Origin of the sequence: Mucilaginibacter segetis, assembly GCF_016522075.1 — a bacterium.
Classification (GTDB): domain Bacteria; phylum Bacteroidota; class Bacteroidia; order Sphingobacteriales; family Sphingobacteriaceae; genus Mucilaginibacter; species Mucilaginibacter segetis.
In genome coordinates, this window is record NZ_JAEHFW010000001.1 from 726064 (window position 1) to 745345 (window position 19282).

Below are 19282 nucleotides of genomic sequence, written 5' to 3' on the forward strand. Positions count from 1 at the left end.
AAGCGTAAATTAACATCAGCCGGTGTGCTAAATACTGGTGTCGTTGCTTATTGTTTGGCGGTATTCAAAAAACTATATCCAACCAATTCTTCCCAACGGGCGCCCGGAGGGCGGTAGTATACCAATACCTGGTATTCATTTTCGGTTTCAAAATAATTGCCCTCTAAGGCTGTATCACTTGCTCTTTGGGTAGCATTATCCACCCAAACGTATTGATAGTCGTAAACACCCTGCTTTAAAAACAGGTGAGTGTAAAATCTGCCTGCAGCGTCGTATTGCATACGGCTGTTTTCATCCAGCTTATAATCATTAAACTGCCCAACAATGTATGGCGTGCCTTGTGTTTCGGGCTTGTTGGCGGCCAAAGTGAAGTAAACGTGTGCGTAATCCGCATCAACCCGAGGATCGTTGCCATCCTGGTTAATAATGAAGAATTTACCATCGTTATCATACAACAAAATGTAGTTGGGCAGGTTACGGTTTGGGTCGGTGAGCAGTACGACCGTATTGGCTGTATCACGGTAAATTTTGGAAATATGTTCCGAATTTAGCTTTAATGATCGCGTATCAAAGTGCCGGAATTCGTTACGACCAGAAAAATCATTTATGTTCACATCATTATAAACCAGTTGGTTACCACGGATGTAGGTGGGTTGGGTGTTCATGTATCCTGTTTCAGGCCGGGCATTCTGCATTACAAAAACACGGAGGTCATGATTGGGGTTTTGTACGTTAAGTCCGGTATAATCAATAGTAAGGTTAAGCTTTTGATTGGTGCGCCTAGCTGCTACGTTATTTGATGCCGTTACATTTGCGGCAACGTTTACTTTTTTGCTTACTACATATAAACGTCGGGTAAGTATCATTTTAGCCTCATCGCCATCTTCGTAAACCTTTAATATATAATTACCCGGTATTTTCGGAGCGATATTATCATTAGGTAGCTTAACTTCGTAATGAGTGTATTTTTGAAATGTGGCGGTAGAGTACCTGTAATCGAATATACGGTCGTTAGTGAAGCTTTGCAGGTATTCGGCAGGGGACAGGTTGGATGGGTTCCAGTTTGCATCGCAATGTTCAATAGTGTAATAAAAGTTGCGGCTTCCGCCGGTAAGGTCGTCAAAACCCAGCACAACCTGTTCAGTACTGTTTAGGGTAATTATCGGGAATGACGCAGGTTTATCAGTATTATAAAACACTACGCTTTTTATTTCGTGCCGGTAAACCGCATTAGTATAAGGCGTTTGCGAAAAAGCGTTAAAACAGATCAGAAATATTAAAGAAAGCAGATAAATGATTTTTTTCATTTACACAAGTATACCAAAAAAGTTGCTGACTATGCAATTTAATAGATCTGCTGCTTGCCGGTGCCTGATGTTGGTGCTAAACTAAGCTTCCAGTTCCATTATTTGCTCGGCCATGCTTTCCCACTTTTGCTGATGTTCGCCAAGTTTTAATTTTTTTAACTGGTAATTATCGTTTACCTCCTTTAAGCGTTCGGTTTGGTTATATAGCTTTTCATCGGCCAATTGCAGTTCCAGTTCCTTTATTTCTTTTTCCAACAGGGCTATTTCGTTCTCCGTTTTAGCCAGATCCTGATTCAATTTCTTTAATTGCTGAGCCTTGTTATCATTTGGTTGCTGTTTGACCGGGGTGCTTTCTTTCTTTTCTTCTTTTTTAGGCTGTGGCACAGGCGCGGTTTTGGCTTCCAGTTTGCGTTTGGCGTACCATTCATCATACTCGGCATAAGTGCCGGGGTAAACTTTTATCTTCTGATCCTCAATGAACCATATTTTGTTGGCTACGTTATCCAAGAAATACCTGTCGTGCGATACCACTATAAAAGTACCTTCATACTGTTGTAGTGCCTGGATCAGGATATTTACTGATTGCATATCCAGGTGGTTGGTTGGCTCATCCAATATCAGGAAGTTTGCATCCGCGGTAAGCGCCTTGGCTAAGGCCACACGAGATTTTTCTCCTCCTGATAGTACTTTTATTTTTTTAAACACATCATCGCCTGTAAACAGAAACGACCCTAAAATGGTACGCAGTTCGGTATCGGTATGTTTAGGCGCAAAAGCCTGTAACTCCTGTAATATCTGGTTTTCTAGATGTAAAGACTCCAGCTGATGCTGCGCAAAAAATGTAGTGCTTACGTTATGGCCTGTATTTACCTTGCCGGTATACTCCGTATCAGCGGAGGCAATGATGCGTAACAGGGTTGATTTACCCTTACCATTAGCCCCTATAAGTGCTATCTTATCACCTTTTTCAATTACGGCTTCGGCATTATCCAGTATATCAATAGCCGGGTATTTTTTGGTAATATCCTCTAAAGTTACCACATGCCTGCCAGATTGTTTAGAGAAACGGAACGCGAAATTAACCGATGGGTTATCATCGTCCACATCATCTACACGTTCCATTTTATCCAGCATCTTAATGCGCGACTGTGCCATTTTCGCTTTTGAGGCTTTGGCACGGAAACGTTCTATCAAACGCTCTTCCTGTTTTATTTTCGATTGCTGATTTTTAAATTCTCCACGTTGTATCTCTTCGCGCAAAGCCTTTTCCTCCAGATAGAAGGTGTAATTGCCCGCGTAAACGGTAAGCTTGCCCTTGCGTGATTCCACCGTACGGTTAATTACCTTATCCAGGAACCACCTGTCGTGCGATACGATGATTATAGCACCGGTAAATGCTTTCAGGTAATCTTCCAGCCATTGTATAGAGGGTAGATCCAGGTGGTTGGTAGGCTCATCCAGTAAAAGGATATCCGGAGCTTGTAAAAGTATTTTGGCCAGCATAACGCGCATGCGCCATCCACCGGAGAAGGTACTTAATTTACGTTGACAATCATCATCGCTAAACCCTAAACCTGCTAAAATTTCACGGGCCTTATATTCAATATTGTAACCATCCAGTAATTCAAACTCATGCTGTTTATCGCTTAACTTATGCAGCAGATCTTCGCTGTAATCGGTTTCCAGTTTTTTAAGCAGTGTTTCTATCTCGTCGTGCAATTGGTTCTGGCGCTCAAAAGCTTCCATAGCCACATGTACAATTGTTTTATCGGACGAGTAAGAGAGCAGATCCTGGTTAAGATAACCCATAGTAAGGTCCTTAGCCATGCTTATAGTTCCCGATGTTGGCGTGTAATCGCCTACAATGATCTTTAATAAGGTGGTTTTACCTGTACCATTGGCACCAATAAGGCCAATTTTTTCTCCGGGTTTTATATGCCAGTTGGCTTCATCATATAAGGCGCGTGCACCAATCTCAAACGTAAGGTTATTTATAGCGATCATTTGCGCGCAAAGGTACGGTTTTAACAGGAAAGGAGAAAGACCAAAGCTTAAAGGAGACGGAGTAAAGTAAAGGGTGGAATTAAAAAAATATTTGCTATCGTTTCACCCTCTTTGCCTGTTTAACTCTTAACCATTTTCATCCATCCGTGCGACATCAGCTTTTCGCCGGCAATACTTGGGTGTACGCCATCAAGTGTCCAGTAACTGCCGGGGGCGCTTTCAAGGGCTTTGTCAAAAATAGCCTGATAGGGTATAAATGGCAGATCGTATTCTTCGGCAATATCTCTGGCGGCCTTGCGGTACTTATCAAATGCCGGATACCATGCGTCAGTTACAGCTTTAACTCCTTTAACACCAAAGGGTTCACCGATGATGATCTTTACACCCGGTAACTCCTTTTTTGTACGGTCGAGCAGTTTTTTATAATCTGTAATATAAGTTTCAATAGTGCCTTTATAACCTCCGCCCAGGGTGTGCCAGTAATCATTAACGCCAATATGTATACTTAAAATGGTAGGCTTTAAGGCAATGGTATCGGTGTCCCAGCGGTCGGCGAGTTGAAACACTTTGTTGCCGCTTATACCTTTATTGTATATCTGTAAATTTTTCTCCGGGTTTTTCATTAAAAGTTCCCCGGCAGTTAATAACGGGTAGCCCGAGCCCAGCGCACTGGTGTTGTTGGGTTCGGTTTTATTTCTGTCGCGGCCCCAGTCGGTTATGGAATCTCCCTGAAAAAGAATAATATCATCTTTATTTAATTGTACCTTTTTTCCATCCTTAATGCTGTTGGTAGCTGCGTCAACAATATGCGGTATGCTGATAGCAGCCATGGTACCAATTGCAGCTTTCCTGATAAAATTACGGCGGGAATTTTGGAATATGTTTTTCATTTCTTTATAATATGCGGTTGGTGGTACTTGTGGGGTGCAACTAAATTACAATATTATTAACTATTTAAGAGCTAAAATTTAAAAACGACGTAAATTCGCGGCATGTATCAGTTATTAAAACCCCTGCTTTTTAAGTTCGATCCCGAAAAGGTACATTATTTTGTTACCCGGAATTTAAAGCGGTTTAACCGTTTACCGGGCGGGGCAGCCATAAGTAAAACTATATGGGATTTAAACGATGACAGACTGAAAAAAAATGTTTTTGGACTTGAATTTAAAAACCCTGTGGGCCTTGCAGCCGGTTTTGATAAAAATGCTGAACTCATAGCCGAAATGGGTGCTTTGGGTTTCGGATTTGTAGAAATTGGTACCGTAACGCCATTGCCGCAACCCGGCAACCCTAAACCGCGTATGTTTCGTTTGCCGGCAGATGAGGCTCTTATTAACCGAATGGGATTTAATAACTTAGGGGTTGATGTAGCGGCATCACGTATAGCAACTTACCGCAAGGGATTAAAACCCGGCGAAAAGGCATTGGTTATTGGCGGTAACATTGGTAAAAATAAAGTTACTCCAAATGAGGATGCTGTTAGCGATTATATAAAATGCTTTGACAGGTTGTTTGATGTGGTAGATTACTTTGTGGTGAACGTAAGCTCACCAAATACCCCCGGATTACGTGAGTTGCAGGGAAAGGAGCCGCTGATGCATATTTTAAACACCTTACAGCAGCGTAATTCAAAGAATAGTATAAGCAGGCCTGTTTTGTTAAAAATAGCGCCGGACCTTGCTAATGAGCAACTGAATGATATTGCCGATATTGTTAAGCAAACCGGTATAGCAGGAATAATTGCTACCAATACCACTATAAACCGTAATGGTTTAAACTCGCCATATAGGGAGGAGACTGGTGGTTTAAGCGGCAGGCCTTTAACCAATAGGTCTACTGAGGTTATTGCCTATCTGCACAAAATATCAGGCGGGGCGTTCCCGATCATCGGGGTGGGAGGCATACATTCGCCGGCAGACGCCATCGAAAAACTACAGGCGGGCGCATCATTAATACAATTATATACGGGCTTTATTTACGAGGGGCCGGGGTTGATAAGGAAAATAAATAAGGAAATACTGAATAGAAATTAAATGAGTAATACGGAAGAAACATTAAAGCAGGTTTGTAAAGACCTGAAGATAGAATTTGACAAAGATGATATGCAGGACTGGGGTATTGTTAATTCCGATCCGAAAAGGGTAGCGGAATTTATTAATTATTATAAAAATAATGAATTGGAAGACGGTGCTAAATTCCACGTTTTTGAATTGATAGTTGCCTCTTATAATGACGCAGTTTTAGCTCGCCTGGTTAAAGGAGAATTAAAAGAGGATTTTTTAGAAGTTGTTAGCAATTCGCATAATACCCCAGGGTTGAAAATTGTACGCGATTACTGGAAAGAAATATATGACAGAAAGACTTTCCCGGTAGGCAGACTGCTGTAATCTGTTTGTAAATACATTAACAAAAAAGGCATACCTGTTTTAGGTATGCCTTTAAATTTCTTTTAAAAAGACGACTTATTTGCCTGTAGCGATATCCAAAGCAGCATTATTTTTTGCTATCTGGCTATCTTTTTTCTCAGCAGAACGGCTACCTAATTCAATGTTGGTAGCTAATTTTAAAAACTGCACTTCTAAACGTGAAGTAGTTTTGTTTTTTCTATCTTTTCTTTTTAAACGAGTAACGCCCATGATCTTTTTTATTTAAATGTTTTTAACCTCGAGGTCGGGAGCGGATTCGAACCGCTGTAGGAGGTTTTGCAGACCTCTGCCTAGCCACTCGGCCACCCGACCATTTTTAAGGATTGCAAAAATAGTAATTATTTATTGGCAATCAATATTTATTTATAGCTTTTTGCAAGCGCATGTGAACAGCAAATAGCCGTAGCAATGGCCACATTTAAAGATTCCGCTCCGCCAATACGCGGTATAGTAACAGCTTTGGTAATAATTGCTTCCATATCAGGGCGTATACCATTTCCCTCGTTACCCATCAAAATAAAGCCTTCGTTGCCAAAATCAGTTTTATAAATATTCTCTCCCTCAAGTAAAGCACCAAAAACAGGCATTTTTAGTGGAGATATAAATTCTTTCAGATCGGTATAAGTAATATTTACCCGCGCTAACGAACCCATAGTAGCTTGCACAACTTTTGGGTTATAGGCATCAACCGTGTCGGTGGAGCATATAATATCAGTTATGCCAAACCAATCGGCGGTACGTATAATAGTGCCCATATTGCCGGGGTCCTGCACCCCATCTAAAACCAACGTAAATTTATTTTTAAGACTTATGTAATTTAGTAACGGCCATTGTGGTATCTTAATGGCGGCAACAGCATCGGCGGGATTTTTTAAACTGCTTATTTTTTGCAGTTCGTTTAATGAAATTTCCTGAAAGTTTATTTTTTGGGATAATTTAAGCAATTTTGCGGCAACATCAGGCGTATGATAAATGGTGTGTACCTGGTAGGCGGAATTAATAAACTCTTTTATAGATTTATAACCTTCCACCATAAATAAACTATGAACTATACGGAATTTTTTATGTTGTAATGACGTTAATAAACTGATCTGAGATTTTGAAAGCATATATTATACCGGGACGTTACCGTCTTGCAATATTAAGTATTCTTATGGTTATTATTGGTTCCGGCTGTAGTGTAACACGCGGAATAAAGGATAACCAGTCAATAGTACGCAAAATTACCATAAAAGGGATAGATGACCAATTTTCTGAAGCCGCGATAAATTACGTTGATAAAGAGCAGCAACCCAATAACTGGCTTAACCTGCAATTTTATTATTTATTCAGTAAAAAAGGTAAGCGTAACATTGGTGAGGCACCTGCCATATTAGATAGCGGACTTGTTGAGTTTTCGCGCCTGCAAATGCAAAAATATCTGCAAAGTAAGGGTTACCTTAAGGCTAAGGTGGAGGATTCTATCCGTATAAAAAAACAAAAGGCCGAACTGATATTTACCGCTACGGAAGGGCCGATGTTTCGAATAAGGAATTTTAAAGACAGTATTGCTGATAAAAAGGTGGAGGCCCTGTATAAAAAAACACGCCCCGATTTTACGCATATACATGTTGGTGGCCGTTTTGATACCGATAGTTTAGCTTATGACCGCGACGAATTTTACCAGGTAATGAAACGCAACGGTTATTATGATTTTTACAGGCAATATATAAATTACGAACCTGATTCAAGTTTTAATAACAGCATTGTTGATGTAGCCATGATTATTGATAATCCGGCGGGCAAATCCGCACACCCGGTTTACACCATCAATAACACATTGGTAACTATATCAAAAAGTAATGGGCGTACTACAGGTAAAGCCGATACACTTAAAGTAGATTCTCAATTCCGTTTTGTGGACTATAGCGGTCGTTTTAAGCCACATACGGTAACCGACTATATTTTTCTGAAGAAGGGCGATCTGTACGATGTTGATAAGCAAACATTAACAACTTCGCGCTTGTCGCAGTTAAATGTTTTCAGGAATGTTCCCAATCCTACATATGAAAAACTATCAGACAGTACCAACAGGCTAAATTCAAAAATAGATATAGTTCCGCTTAAGCAAATGTCAGACAGGGTGGAGGCGGAGTTTCTGTTTAACAGTAAAAGCTTTGGTTATAACCTGGGCAATACATTTACCAACAGGAATATTTTTAAACAAGCCGCTATACTCCAGTTAAAGCTCAATTGGAGTCTACTATTTGATAACGGTCGCGCTTCCGGGACTAAAGGCGTTCAAAATCAGGACTTTAAAGCAGGTGTTAGTTTAATATACCCGCGTATTGTATCTCCTTTTAATTTCCCGTTTTTAGGTAAGTTTGGTGTGCCACACACCACTTTTGCTACAAATTTTCAGCTTTATTATCAAAAAGATCTTGTGGAGCGGCGCAGTTTTATTAATTCTGTTACGTATGATTTTTTTGAGACCGGCAGAAAGCAACACTCAATAACTCCTTTAAATATTGAGTTTTCGAGCGGTACAATTGACCCTGATGCCCGGCGGGCCCTGCTTGACAGCGGCAGATACTCCTACGTGTATTTAATTGGGCGTACTACATTTACCGCCGGTAGCCAGTATACTTTTCAGTATAACACTATTGAACTGAATTCTTACAAAAACTTTGTTTACTTCCGCGGAACGGTGGATGTGGGTGGTAATACGCTTAATTTATTGAGTAAGGCCTTTAATACACCAAGAGATAGTTTGGGCCAGCGCACTATTTTTGGATATCCTTTTTCGCAATATGTTAAAACCGAGGTGGATTATCGGCTGTACCGGACATTAGGCGGCGAACGGCAATTTATATTCCGTTTAAACCCCGGAATAGGTGTGCCATATGGTAATAGCGATCAGCTGATATTCGAGAAGAACTTTTATGCAGGTGGTGCAAATGATATCAGGGCCTGGTTGCCTCGTACACTCGGGCCGGGGCAGTTTAACCGCGCAACAGCTTACGGGAATGATATGGAAACCCGCCGGCGATTAAAATATCTGGATCAGTTTGGTGAAATAAAAATAGTGGCTAATGCGGAATACCGGTATAAGCTGGCCGACAACTTTTTTGGCTCTAAACTGAAAGGTGCTTTTTTTGCAGATGCCGGTAACGTGTGGCGATTGAATAAGCAGGCAGAAAATCCGAACGGAGAGTTCAGGTTTAATAATCTATTACAATCAACTGCTATTGGTGTAGGGTTTGGTTTACGGTTCGATCTTAGCTTTTTTATCTTCAGGCTTGATGCAGCGTTTAAATTTAAAGACCCGCAATTCTACGGCTCAGACCAATGGGTGCTGGTTAACCACTTTGATGAATTGTTTAAGACCGGCGATTTTAAACGCGCTTATCTTAGAGCAAACAGTACAGGTGTTGATAAGGATGGCAATATACTGGGCGACAGCTATAATTTTATGCAGTTGAATTTTGGTATCGGTTTGCCTTTTTAAATGATATTACCTTCAGATACTTCATGTAAACACACCTCTTAACCCGTCAATAATGCTTTGGAAAAATGTTGGAATGCTTAAGCCGTTGTGGTAATTAAAATAAAGGAAAATACAGAAGATAATTAGCGCGATAATAATGAAGCGTTTAAATAAATAAGCCAGTAATACTAATGCAACCGGTATAATTACCAGCACCAGCCAGCTTATTTTCACCGGACTTAACTTACCATCGTGCCGGTAAATATAATAAAGTACGGAGTGTGTACCGCTATCATTTTGATGCCTTGCATACAGGAATGTTGACTTATCTAATTTATGCCGGTAAAAGGCGGTGCCTTTATCAAACGTTAGCTCTTCCGCAAAACCGTTCATGCTAAAGGTGAAAATTCCATTAACATTTTCCAGTATATTGTTAGCGGTATCTGTTGCAACAACCGCTATCTCATCTTTTGCAAAGGGGTTCTCTTTTATTACAAAATTATTTACAGATATGGTGTCTGCAAAAGCAAACATGGCCAGTAACAAAAAAGAGCAGGAAAGTAATATTTTTTTCATCAGTAATATAGACGACTATAATTAACGGATTAACCTGCAATAAAAGTAGGGTTTTTAAAATACTTATTTATTAAGTATGTAAATACTTAAATTAAGCAAGCTGGCAAAGCTTACCCATGCAAAGTAAGGTAATAACAACCAGGCGGCCAATTTACTGAACCGGCCAAACCAGGCTATATTCAAAATTATCAGTACTAAAAGTAAAATAATAATGCATAAGGCCGCAAATATTTGGTGCATACCGAAAAATACTATAGACCATGAAAAATTCAGTAACAGTTGTACAGTGTAAATAATTTTTGTAGTTAAAAAGGTGATGGTATTCTCGCGGCGCTGCCATACAATATAAGCCGCAATTGCAATAAGTATGTATATTACTGACCATACGGGAGCAAACAGCCATGAAGGTGGATTGAACGGGGGTTTTTTTAACGCATTGTACCATCCGTGAATTTCTGGACGGGTAAAAAAAGAAGCAGTAATACCTATGCTTAGTGTAATTAATAAACTAATTACAAAAGGCAGAAACTTAAACTTATTATGGTGTATATCGGTACTCATAACAGGAATTAACTTTTAATTGGCAAAATGTTTATAACCCCCTTATGTAACAATAAGTAATAAATCTAAGCAGAAATTATAATAATAACAAAAGCCGTAAAGTACTTCCGGCTTTTGTTATAAATTTAAACAAATTAATTACAAGTTGCCCCGTAATTCCTGTTCGCGTTCAATAGCTTCAAACAGCGCTTTAAAGTTACCGGCTCCGAATGATTTTGCACCTTTACGCTGAATGATCTCGAAGAATAGCGTTGGCCTGTCTTCAACCGGTTTAGTGAATATCTGCAACAAATAACCTTCATCATCACGATCTACCAATATGCCTAACTTTTTTAAAGGCTCAAGATCTTCATCAATATGGCCTACCCGTGCAGTAAGTTCATCGTAATAAGTTGTTGGTACCGTTAAAAATTCAATTCCCCGACTTTGCAGATCGGTTACGGTTTTTACTATATCACTGGTGGCCAGTGCCAGATGCTGTACACCTTCGCCTTCATAAAACTCAAGGTATTCTTCAATCTGCGATTTCTTTTTACCTTCGGCGGGTTCATTTATCGGGAATTTAACGTAACCGTTGCCGTTGCTCATTACTTTACTCATTAAAGCGGAGTATTCGGTAGATATCATTTTATCATCAAAGGTGAGAATGTTGCGGAAACCCATTATTTCCTCATAAAAATTTACCCACTGGTTCATCTTGTTCCAGTCAACATTGCCTACGCAATGGTCAACGTATAATAAACCGGTAACCGCCGGATTATAGGTGGTTTCCAGTTTTTTATATCCGGGTAAAAAAGCACCATGATAGTTTTTGCGCTCAATAAAAAGATGAACCGTTTCGCCGTATAGTTTTATGCCGCTGGTTCTAACTTCTCCATGCTCATCAGTAATAGTTTGTGGTTGCTGGTAAGGTTCCGCTCCGCGGGCGGTAGTTTGTTCAAATGCGTCGTAAGCATCATCTACCCATAGGGCCAGTACTTTTACGCCATCGCCATGTTTTTTAATATGTTCGGCAATAGGATGGTCCGAGTGCAGTGGAGTAGTTAATACCAACCGTATTTTACCCTGCTGTAATACGTACGATGCCCTGTCGCGCACGCCGGTTTCCGGGCCGGCATAAGCCAGATCCTGAAAGCCAAAGGCTGTTTTATAATAATGGGCTGCCTGCTTGGCATTACCTACATAAAATTCAACATAATCTGTACCGTTAAGCGGTAAAAAATCTGTTTTAGTGTCTTTCTTATCTATTGTTAATGTTTCCATTTTTTTCTTGTTTAAAGGTTAATTAAATAACCCAGCTTTTATGATAATTTTCGTCTTCAATATTTATAGCATCTTCGGTAAGCATCAGCGGCCTGAATGGGTCTATCATTACCGCCAGTTCATCGGTTGATTCCTTGCCGATAGATTTCTCTACCGAACCCGGATGCGGCCCGTGTGGAATACCGCCCGGGTGCAGCGTTATTTGTCCCTTTACCACGCTTTTGCGGCTCATAAAATCACCATCAACATAATAGAGTACCTCATCGCTGTCTACATTACTGTGATTGTACGGTGCTGGAATAGATAGTGGATGATAATCATACTTACGCGGTACAAACGAGCAGATCACAAAGTTATGCCCCTCAAATGTTTGATGTACCGGTGGCGGTTGGTGCAAACGGCCCGTTATGGGTTCAAAATCATGTATAGAGAAAGCCCAGGGATAATGAAATCCGTCCCAGCCAATAAAATCAAAAGGATGGGTGCCGTAGATATAAGGATAAATCAAGCCTTGTTTTTTGATGAGTACTTTAAAGTCGCCTTTTTCATCATGTGTTACAAGATTTGCAGGCCTTTTGATATCACGTTCGCAATAAGGCGAGTGCTCCATTAACTGCCCGTATTGGTTACGATAGCGTTTAGGCGTGCGGATAGGGCTAAAGCTTTCCACTATAAACAGGCGATTTGCTGTTGTGTCAAAGTCCATTTGGTAAATAGTGCCTCGTGGTATAACCAGGTAATCGCCATAGGTGAATTTTATTTGTCCGAAACCTGTTTTTAATGTGCCGGAACCTTCGTGAACAAATATTACTTCGTCTGCCTGGCTGTTTTTATAAAAGTAATCCGTCATGGAGTTGCGGGGCGCTGCCAGTGATATATGCAGATCGCTGTTTACCAGTACTGGTTTACGGCTCTCCAAGTAATCATCAGCAGGTTTTATGTTAAAGCCAATTAGGCTGGTATGCTTCAGGTGCTTTTCGCGGGCAATCTTTGGCTCAACAGAGTAAGGCTCTCCCAACTCTTTAACTATAGTAGGCGGATAGGCATGGTAAACCAATGAGTATAAACTGGAAAAACCTTCAGTTGATACCAGTTCTTCGGCATATAAGGTGCCATCCGGTTTACGAAATTGCGTATGCCGCTTAGGCGGAATGTTCCCTAATGTATGATAAATAGGCATGGTAAAATTGGTTTAAATACTGGAATGCTTTAAAGTTATGTATCAAAAACTGATAAACTTAAAGTAATTGATTATTAAACGATTGAAACAGCGGAATAGTTTTTAACGGAAAAGTAAGATAATAATATCCGGACTTGCAGCCGTTAAAAGTATGGCAGATTAATATTGCGCTAAAACAATTTTAGCAAGCACAGCATCCCTGAAAGAAGAAGCATTACTCATAGAAGTAAGGCCGAGGGAAAAATAAAACTGTTTTTGTATGCTCATAATTTGTAAACGAATATACGACAAATCAATTTAATATGCAAGCATAATATATTGACCGAGGGTTTGTATAAAATTGTTTAGTTTTGAGTCCCTTTTAAACCAAAAACAGCTTTATGAAACTAGTATCCTATAAAACCGAAGACCGGGAGCACTTAGGCATTTATGTAAACGGACACATTTATAACTTAAACTCGTGCGATAAACTTATTCCGGATAATATGAATGAGTTTTTATGGGGTGGCGATGAGTTAATGGAGCATGCCCGTAAAATAAATGACGGTATAAGTTCTGGTAAACTGACGGCTAAAGAGGAGTTGTTTTTTGAACTGATAGCACCTGTGCCGCATCCTTCATCATGCCGGGATGGATATGCTTTTCGCCAGCATGTTGCCGCTGCCCGCCGTAACCGTAAGGTGGATATGATACCCGAGTACGATCAGTATCCTATATTTTATTTTACTAACCATAATGCTATACAAGGTCCCGGTGAAATTGAATGTATGCCCGATCATTTCCAGAAGCTTGATTTTGAACTGGAGGTAGCTGTTGTACTTAACAAAAAAGGGCGTAATATTAAGGCTGCCGATGCGGATGCTTATATAGCCGGCTATATGATAATGAATGATATGAGTGCCCGCGGCTTGCAAATGGAAGAAATGAAACTTAACCTTGGCCCGGCTAAGGGTAAAGATTTTTCTACCGTTATTGGCCCATGGCTGGTAACACCCGATGAGTTGGAAAAATATAAAACTACAGCCAAGGAAGGTCATACAGGGAATGCTTACAACCTTGAAATGAAGTGTGTGGTAAATGGCAAACAGGTAAGTAAAGGCAATATGGCCGATATGGACTGGACATTTGCCGAAATAATTGAACGTTGTGCTTATGGTTGTGATGTTTTGCCGGGCGATGTAATAGGCTCCGGTACGGTAGGTACGGGCTGTTTTTTAGAACTGAATGGCACGGGACTGCTTAATGATCCAAATTATCAACCCCAATGGCTGCAGCCTAATGACCTCGTGGAGATGGAAATAACCGGGCTTGGAATGTTGGGTAACATCATAAAAAAATCAGAGAGCGATTTTTCAATTTTAGCATTGAAAAAATAATGCTATCAATAAATATAGAGAATATCTCCACCCAGGACCTGCAAAATTATTTGCACTATGCCATAGCGCCCCGCCCTATTTGCCTGGCATCAACTATTGATGGCAATGGTAGTGTTAACCTTAGCCCGTTTAGCTTTTTTAACTTATTTAGCACTAACCCCCCGATATGTGTGTTTTCGCCTGCACGCAGGGTGAGGGATAATACCACCAAGCATACGCTTGAAAACCTGCATCAGGTACCGGAATGTGTTATCAATATAGTGAATTATGATATGGTGCAGCAAGTATCCTTATCCAGTGTGGAGTATCCTGCGGGAATTAATGAGTTTATTAAATCAGGCTTAACGGAACTGCCCTCAGAAATTGTGCGCCCGCCGCGTGTGTCGGAATCACCCGTGCAATTAGAGTGTGTAGTGAATGATATTATTAATTTAGGAGAAACTCACGGTGCCGGTAACCTCGTAATAGCCGAAATTAAGGTGATTCACATTAACGAAACGGTTATGGGAGCCGACGGTAAAATAGATCAGGAAAAAATGGACCTGGTGGCGCGTTTGGGCGGCGACTGGTATTGCCGCGTTACTGCAGATAATTTATTTAAAGTAGCTAAACCTAACCGCAATATTGGTATTGGGGTTGATGCCATCCCCTACAGCATCCGTAATTCAAAAATACTTAGCGGGAATGATTTGGGTAAGTTAGGTAACGTTACGGCTTTGCCTGGTCAGGCGGATATAGATGCATACGTCCAAAATGATGACATAAAGGAACTGTTCGATGCTACGATAGGCGATAGCCAAACTCGCGAACTGCAACTGCATTTAAAAGCTAAGGAGTTACTTAACCATAATATGGTTGACGATGCCTGGAAAGTACTGTTAGCCGAATAAACTACTTTTATATCCCCAACACCTGTTTTAACTTGGCGTAACCTGTTTTACTTACCGGTATTTTAGCGCCCGATTTAAGGATAGCGATATGGCTGTCTTTTTCGTACGGATCCAACCGGGTTATTTGAGGTATGGCGATAATGTACGAACGGTGCACACGTATAAACTGGCGCGGATCCAGCGTCTTTTCAAAAAAGTTCATGGTCTTGTTTTTGAGAAAGGCACCTTCTGCGGTAATTACGCTTACATAATCATCATCAGCCTGTAAATACTCCACATCCTGAACGGCAATAATTTTAACTTTTGTGCCTGTTTTAACTACAATACGTTCGTTTTGCGCCGGTGATTGTGCTGCTGTTTCCAACAAAGTTTCGGTTTGTTTAGGAGCTGGCGTGGCAGCAGTTGCTTGTGCCAGATACTTTTCTATCGCCTTGTCAAAACGCTCTTTGCTAAAGGGTTTTAATAAATAATCAATAGCGTGGGCCTCAAAAGCTTTAATGGCATATTCATCAAAAGCGGTAGCAAAAATGACAGCTGGCGGATCCTCTACCAGTTCCAGCATTTCAAAACCGTTTATTTTTGGCATCTGAACATCCAAAAATATCAGGTCGGGTTGGTGTTGCTGAATAGCTTTAAGCCCCTCAAAGCCATCGCCGCATTCCTGTAAAACTTCTATTTGTTTAAAAGCCTGCAAGTATTCCAGTACAACCATACGGGCCAAAGGTTCATCATCAATAATTAACGCACGTATCATAACTGAGGTATTTTTATTATGGTTGTAAATATATTATCATTTGCATGAGTTTCCATCAAATCGTTACGGGCAAATATCAAATAAAGTCTGCGTTGCACCCCGCTTAAGCCAAACCCCGTGCCCTTGCGTGGCCTGGATGTTTTGGGATCATAAGGATTTTGGATCATAATAATGAGGTACTGGTCCTCAATTTCACCGCGTATGCTCACAGTTACCGCTTCAGTAGTATCATACAAGCCAAATTTAATGGCATTCTCTACCAAAGGTTGTAAAAGCATACTGGGCAGCAAGGCTTCGCCGCAATTGCCATCGCAACTTATTTCGGTTTGCAAGCGGTGTCCAAAACGTACCTTTTCAATTTCCAGATACAAGTTAAGGTGTTGTAACTCATCACTTAATGAAACAAGTAACTGATCATCCTTTTTTAAGGTACCGCGTAAAAAGTCGGATAACTGGTGTATCATTTTTCTTGCCTGGTCGGGTTTAAAACCGATAAGCGCGTTGATTGAATTAAGGCTGTTAAATAAAAAATGGGGTTGCAACTGCTGCCTTAGGTTATATAGTTCAGCATCGCGGGCCAGTTTTTCTGCTTCGGTTTTACGTTGTTCGGTTTTTTTATGATCGAGTTGTGAATAAAAAAGTGCACTTATCATGGCCATCCAGCCGATAGCCAGAAAGTCGGTAAAAAGGCGTATGGTTAATGATTGCTGTAAAAAGTTAAGGTAAACCTGCCCGAAATCAAACAAAGGCAATAACCACCTTGCAGCAGCGGTGCAACCACCTGCCAGCGCTGCGCACCATATTATTAAGTAAATATAGCTGCCCTTATCGGGCTGATAATAACGTAAGTTGTTATTAATAAGCCAGCATGCAACAGATAATAAAAGCGCGCTTAAAATGCTATCAGTTAGTGCGGTAACCCAAACAAAGCCAAAGCTGTTAATGATATAGGCCTGTAATGCAGCCCATACCACCCCGCAAATTGCAAAGGCTCCGAATAATTTTGATGGCGATAATTGTGATGAGGCCAAAATTGTTGGTTTTTATGGGTTTAGTTTTTAACGCCTAACAGCGCCGATTTATGATGCGCCCAGGCTATATACAAATCCGGGTCAGTTGCTTCATGGATATTGTAATAAAGTTCGGTGCCATCTTCGGGGGTGTTTATCGGGTTTAATTCGGCAACATCAATAAACTGCCACTTAACGGTTTGCTTTTGTACGTTAAAAAAGCTGTCCTGGTTGGCATGACCAATGTTGCTTGCTTTTTCAAACGCCTGTATTTCTGTTTCAGCCTTTATCAGTCGCAATTGTTCGTCAAACTGTGGGTTGTGGTCGCCATTGCCACTGATAACTCTGAAAACTAATTTTGCTACGTACCAATTCATAACTTAAATAACTTCGGTTTAATTAATAGCTGCGTATTTCTATTCCTGCAAATATGGATACACCCTTTATCATCAGTATTTTGTCGCTTTTTATTACCTGCGGATTTTTGATCCGTTTATCATCTACACCGGCAAACACAGCAGCCAGATCAGACACTACATGCCAGTTGGCAGGAACTATTATTTTGGTACCACCAAACACCTGTGTAATATCTATTACCACGCGGCCATTAATATCAGCCTGGGTAAAATCCAGTTCTGTACCACCAAAAATATTGGTAATATCCCCACCTCTGAAATTTTTAGAGAATATGCTTTTATTTACTCCCCCAAAAATTGCGGTTGCATCCAGATGGTCATCAGGTGAGTAAGGTGGCACCCCAGGATTAGGGTTAATTGGAGGTACATCATCATTTGGCTTTACGGTGTAATCCACTTCTGCAAAAGTAGCATTAGGTTTAGCTTGGTCGGTGTCGCCTAAATATTTATCGCCGTAATTACGCCTTAAGATGATCCATAAACCAAAGGCAATAATAAGTATAGGCCACATAATGCCACTGATATCAAAACCGGGGATCTCCCTGTCGAGCAGAAACCCTACTCCTAAAATTATAAGAATGAACCAGATGGGTTTGCGGAAATTATGTTTAGCGCCTACATACAGGCCCCATACTATAAGCCACATTGGCCAGCTAAACAGCCATGATGGAAAAAAGAAAAAATTGAACTGCTGTATAAGTAGTATACCACCTACTATAAGCAGTATTACCCCGGCCATTATTTTGCCTTTAGGTAATTTGCTTTGATGATCTATATTGTTGGACATGATTTGTTTTAATTTTATTGTTACCCCAAAACTAAGGTAACACCGCGTATATACAAATGTATAATTGGCAATATAAATAAAGTAGTCGGTAAGGGTGGGAATATTGTCGGTGAAATATCAGGGAAGTTTAAACCCCTTATATTTCCGGATTTTCCGCAGAGGGATTAATCACCTAATTGATGAAGGTCAATAAGACGAAATCTCTAAATACAAATTATACCTCCGGCTCCTGCTGACTAAGGCAATGGAAACTACCTAATCCCCAAATGATATCAGTAGAATCAATACCTACAACCTTTCTTTCCGGGAAGCAGCCTTGTAAAATTTCCAGCGCCTTATCGTCATTTTTACAGCGATAGGTGGGTACAACCACAGCCGCGTTACCAATGTAAAAATTAGCATAAGAGGCAGGCAGGCGCTGGCCGTCGTAAATAACAGGATCGGGCATAGGTAGTTCAATAATGTTCAATTGCTTGTCATTTAGCAAACGCATGGTTTTCAGCGTAGCCAAATTTTCCTGTAGTATGTGGTAGTTTTCGTCCTGCTTGTTCTCTTCTACTACGGTAACTACCGTATCGGTGTTTACAAAACGGGTAATATCATCGATGTGTCCGTCGGTATCATCTCCGATAATACCATCGCCGAGCCAAAGTACCTGTTCAACGCCGTAATATTTTTGCAGATATTCCTCTATTTGCTTCTGATTTAAATTCGGGTTGCGGTTTTTATTAAGCAAACAGGCGGTGGTAGTTAACACTGTTCCTGCTCCATTAAAGTCAACCGAGCCACCTTCCATTACAATGCCGGGGTGATACACCGGCAGATTAAAGTGCTTGCCAATTTTAGTAGGAATTACATCATCCAGATCATACGGCGGGTATTTGTCGCCCCAGGCGTTATAGCCCCAATCAACAATAGCTTTTTCTTTTGTATCGTAATTCACCAAAAAAGCCGGCCCGTGATCGCGGCACCAGGCATCATTAGTAGGGAACTCAAAAAATTCTACCTTGCTCAAATCAGCACCAACGGCTTGCAATTGTTGCTTGGCAAAAGTGGCCATTTGTTCATCCGCCACGTTTATCCTCACAATTTCGCCTTGGGTAAGCACCTTTATAAATTCGGCATACTTACTGTAGATCATATCCAGTTTGCCCGGCCATGATGCCTCCTTATGTGGCCAGCTTAACCAGGTTGCGGTATGGGGCGCCCATTCGGCAGGAAAGTGAAATTTTAAGTCAATAGTCGATGGTAGATAGTCCATAGCAA

General features: G+C 40.7%; 19 protein-coding genes and 1 tRNA gene. 5 read left to right on the plus strand and 15 right to left on the minus strand.

All coding sequences use genetic code 11. The features are described 5' to 3' along the window. Positions 1 to 47: 47 nt before the first annotated feature. The 3 genes from I5M19_RS03480 to I5M19_RS03490 form a co-directional block, all read right to left on the minus strand. The gene (locus I5M19_RS03480; protein ID WP_200064066.1) at positions 48 to 1307 is read right to left on the minus strand and encodes a type IX secretion system plug protein; all 1260 of its coding nucleotides are present in this window, start codon (positions 1305 to 1307) and stop codon (positions 48 to 50) included. An 81-nt stretch (positions 1308 to 1388) separates the two neighbouring features. Continuing rightward, positions 1389 to 3311 (minus strand): ABC-F family ATP-binding cassette domain-containing protein, encoded by a 1923-nt coding sequence (locus I5M19_RS03485; RefSeq protein WP_200064068.1) that lies wholly within the window; start codon positions 3309 to 3311, stop codon positions 1389 to 1391. Positions 3312 to 3430: 119 nt separating this feature from the next. After that, positions 3431 to 4201, minus strand: coding sequence for an SGNH/GDSL hydrolase family protein (locus I5M19_RS03490; RefSeq protein WP_200064070.1), 771 nt, complete (start codon positions 4199 to 4201; stop codon positions 3431 to 3433). A 102-nt stretch (positions 4202 to 4303) separates the two neighbouring features. Between I5M19_RS03490 and I5M19_RS03495 the strand changes: the two genes are divergently transcribed. Continuing rightward, positions 4304 to 5344: a quinone-dependent dihydroorotate dehydrogenase gene (locus I5M19_RS03495; protein WP_200064072.1), complete on the plus strand. Its 1041-nt coding sequence runs from the start codon at positions 4304 to 4306 to the stop codon at positions 5342 to 5344. Then, entirely contained in the window at positions 5345 to 5698 is a 354-nt protein-coding gene (locus tag I5M19_RS03500; protein ID WP_200064074.1) for a hypothetical protein, read from the plus strand. 75 nt (positions 5699 to 5773) lie between these two features. Here I5M19_RS03500 and I5M19_RS03505 read toward each other — a convergent pair whose 3' ends face one another. The 3 genes from I5M19_RS03505 to I5M19_RS03515 all read right to left on the minus strand — a co-directional run bounded on the left by I5M19_RS03505 (position 5774) and on the right by I5M19_RS03515 (position 6846). Further along, positions 5774 to 5947: a spore protein gene (locus I5M19_RS03505; protein WP_200064076.1), complete on the minus strand. Its 174-nt coding sequence runs from the start codon at positions 5945 to 5947 to the stop codon at positions 5774 to 5776. Between the two features lie 31 nt (positions 5948 to 5978). Beyond that, a tRNA-Cys gene (locus I5M19_RS03510) sits at positions 5979 to 6049 on the minus strand. Positions 6050 to 6096: 47 nt separating this feature from the next. Beyond that, positions 6097 to 6846 carry a TrmH family RNA methyltransferase gene (locus tag I5M19_RS03515; protein ID WP_200064078.1) on the minus strand — a complete coding sequence of 250 codons (750 nt, stop codon included), beginning with the start codon at positions 6844 to 6846 and terminating at the stop codon, positions 6097 to 6099. Here I5M19_RS03515 and tamL point away from each other — a divergent pair. Beyond that, the gene (tamL, locus tag I5M19_RS03520) at positions 6837 to 9224 is read left to right on the plus strand and encodes a translocation and assembly module lipoprotein TamL (protein ID WP_200064080.1); all 2388 of its coding nucleotides are present in this window, start codon (positions 6837 to 6839) and stop codon (positions 9222 to 9224) included. The genes I5M19_RS03515 and tamL overlap by 10 nt on opposite strands. 21 nt (positions 9225 to 9245) lie before the next feature. Here the strand turns inward: tamL and I5M19_RS03525 are convergent, their stop codons facing one another. The 4 genes from I5M19_RS03525 to I5M19_RS03540 all read right to left on the minus strand — a co-directional run bounded on the left by I5M19_RS03525 (position 9246) and on the right by I5M19_RS03540 (position 12783). After that, positions 9246 to 9779, minus strand: a complete 534-nt coding sequence (locus I5M19_RS03525) for a hypothetical protein (RefSeq protein WP_200064082.1) — start codon at positions 9777 to 9779, stop codon at positions 9246 to 9248. 63 nt (positions 9780 to 9842) lie between these two features. Next, complete coding sequence (locus tag I5M19_RS03530; protein ID WP_200064084.1) at positions 9843 to 10340, minus strand: TspO/MBR family protein; 498 nt, start codon at positions 10338 to 10340, stop codon at positions 9843 to 9845. Positions 10341 to 10478: 138 nt separating this feature from the next. After that, positions 10479 to 11603: a 4-hydroxyphenylpyruvate dioxygenase gene (hppD, locus tag I5M19_RS03535; RefSeq protein ID WP_200064086.1), complete on the minus strand. Its 1125-nt coding sequence runs from the start codon at positions 11601 to 11603 to the stop codon at positions 10479 to 10481. A 22-nt stretch (positions 11604 to 11625) separates the two neighbouring features. Further along, complete coding sequence (locus tag I5M19_RS03540; RefSeq protein ID WP_200064088.1) at positions 11626 to 12783, minus strand: homogentisate 1,2-dioxygenase; 1158 nt, start codon at positions 12781 to 12783, stop codon at positions 11626 to 11628. A 380-nt stretch (positions 12784 to 13163) separates the two neighbouring features. Between I5M19_RS03540 and I5M19_RS03545 the strand changes: the two genes are divergently transcribed. Next, on the plus strand, positions 13164 to 14159 hold the full coding sequence (locus I5M19_RS03545) for a fumarylacetoacetate hydrolase family protein (RefSeq protein ID WP_200064090.1): 996 nt from the start codon (positions 13164 to 13166) through the stop codon (positions 14157 to 14159). Next, the gene (locus I5M19_RS03550; protein WP_200064092.1) at positions 14159 to 15049 is read left to right on the plus strand and encodes a flavin reductase family protein; all 891 of its coding nucleotides are present in this window, start codon (positions 14159 to 14161) and stop codon (positions 15047 to 15049) included. The genes I5M19_RS03545 and I5M19_RS03550 overlap by 1 nt, the downstream gene beginning before the upstream one ends. 7 nt (positions 15050 to 15056) lie before the next feature. Here the strand turns inward: I5M19_RS03550 and I5M19_RS03555 are convergent, their stop codons facing one another. From I5M19_RS03555 to I5M19_RS03575, 5 genes are all read right to left on the minus strand, one after another. Continuing rightward, entirely contained in the window at positions 15057 to 15803 is a 747-nt protein-coding gene (locus I5M19_RS03555; RefSeq protein WP_200064094.1) for a LytR/AlgR family response regulator transcription factor, read from the minus strand. Then, on the minus strand, positions 15800 to 16834 hold the full coding sequence (locus I5M19_RS03560; RefSeq protein WP_214653016.1) for a sensor histidine kinase: 1035 nt from the start codon (positions 16832 to 16834) through the stop codon (positions 15800 to 15802). The genes I5M19_RS03555 and I5M19_RS03560 overlap by 4 nt, the downstream gene beginning before the upstream one ends. Before the next feature lie 20 nt (positions 16835 to 16854). Beyond that, positions 16855 to 17190 carry a DUF4288 domain-containing protein gene (locus I5M19_RS03565; RefSeq protein ID WP_200064096.1) on the minus strand — a complete coding sequence of 112 codons (336 nt, stop codon included), beginning with the start codon at positions 17188 to 17190 and terminating at the stop codon, positions 16855 to 16857. A gap of 22 nt (positions 17191 to 17212) precedes the next feature. Beyond that, the gene (locus I5M19_RS03570; RefSeq protein ID WP_200064098.1) at positions 17213 to 18016 is read right to left on the minus strand and encodes a LiaF transmembrane domain-containing protein; all 804 of its coding nucleotides are present in this window, start codon (positions 18014 to 18016) and stop codon (positions 17213 to 17215) included. A gap of 214 nt (positions 18017 to 18230) precedes the next feature. Beyond that, positions 18231 to 19277 carry an agmatine deiminase family protein gene (locus tag I5M19_RS03575; protein WP_200064100.1) on the minus strand — a complete coding sequence of 349 codons (1047 nt, stop codon included), beginning with the start codon at positions 19275 to 19277 and terminating at the stop codon, positions 18231 to 18233. Between the last annotated feature and the right edge of the window lie 5 nt (positions 19278 to 19282).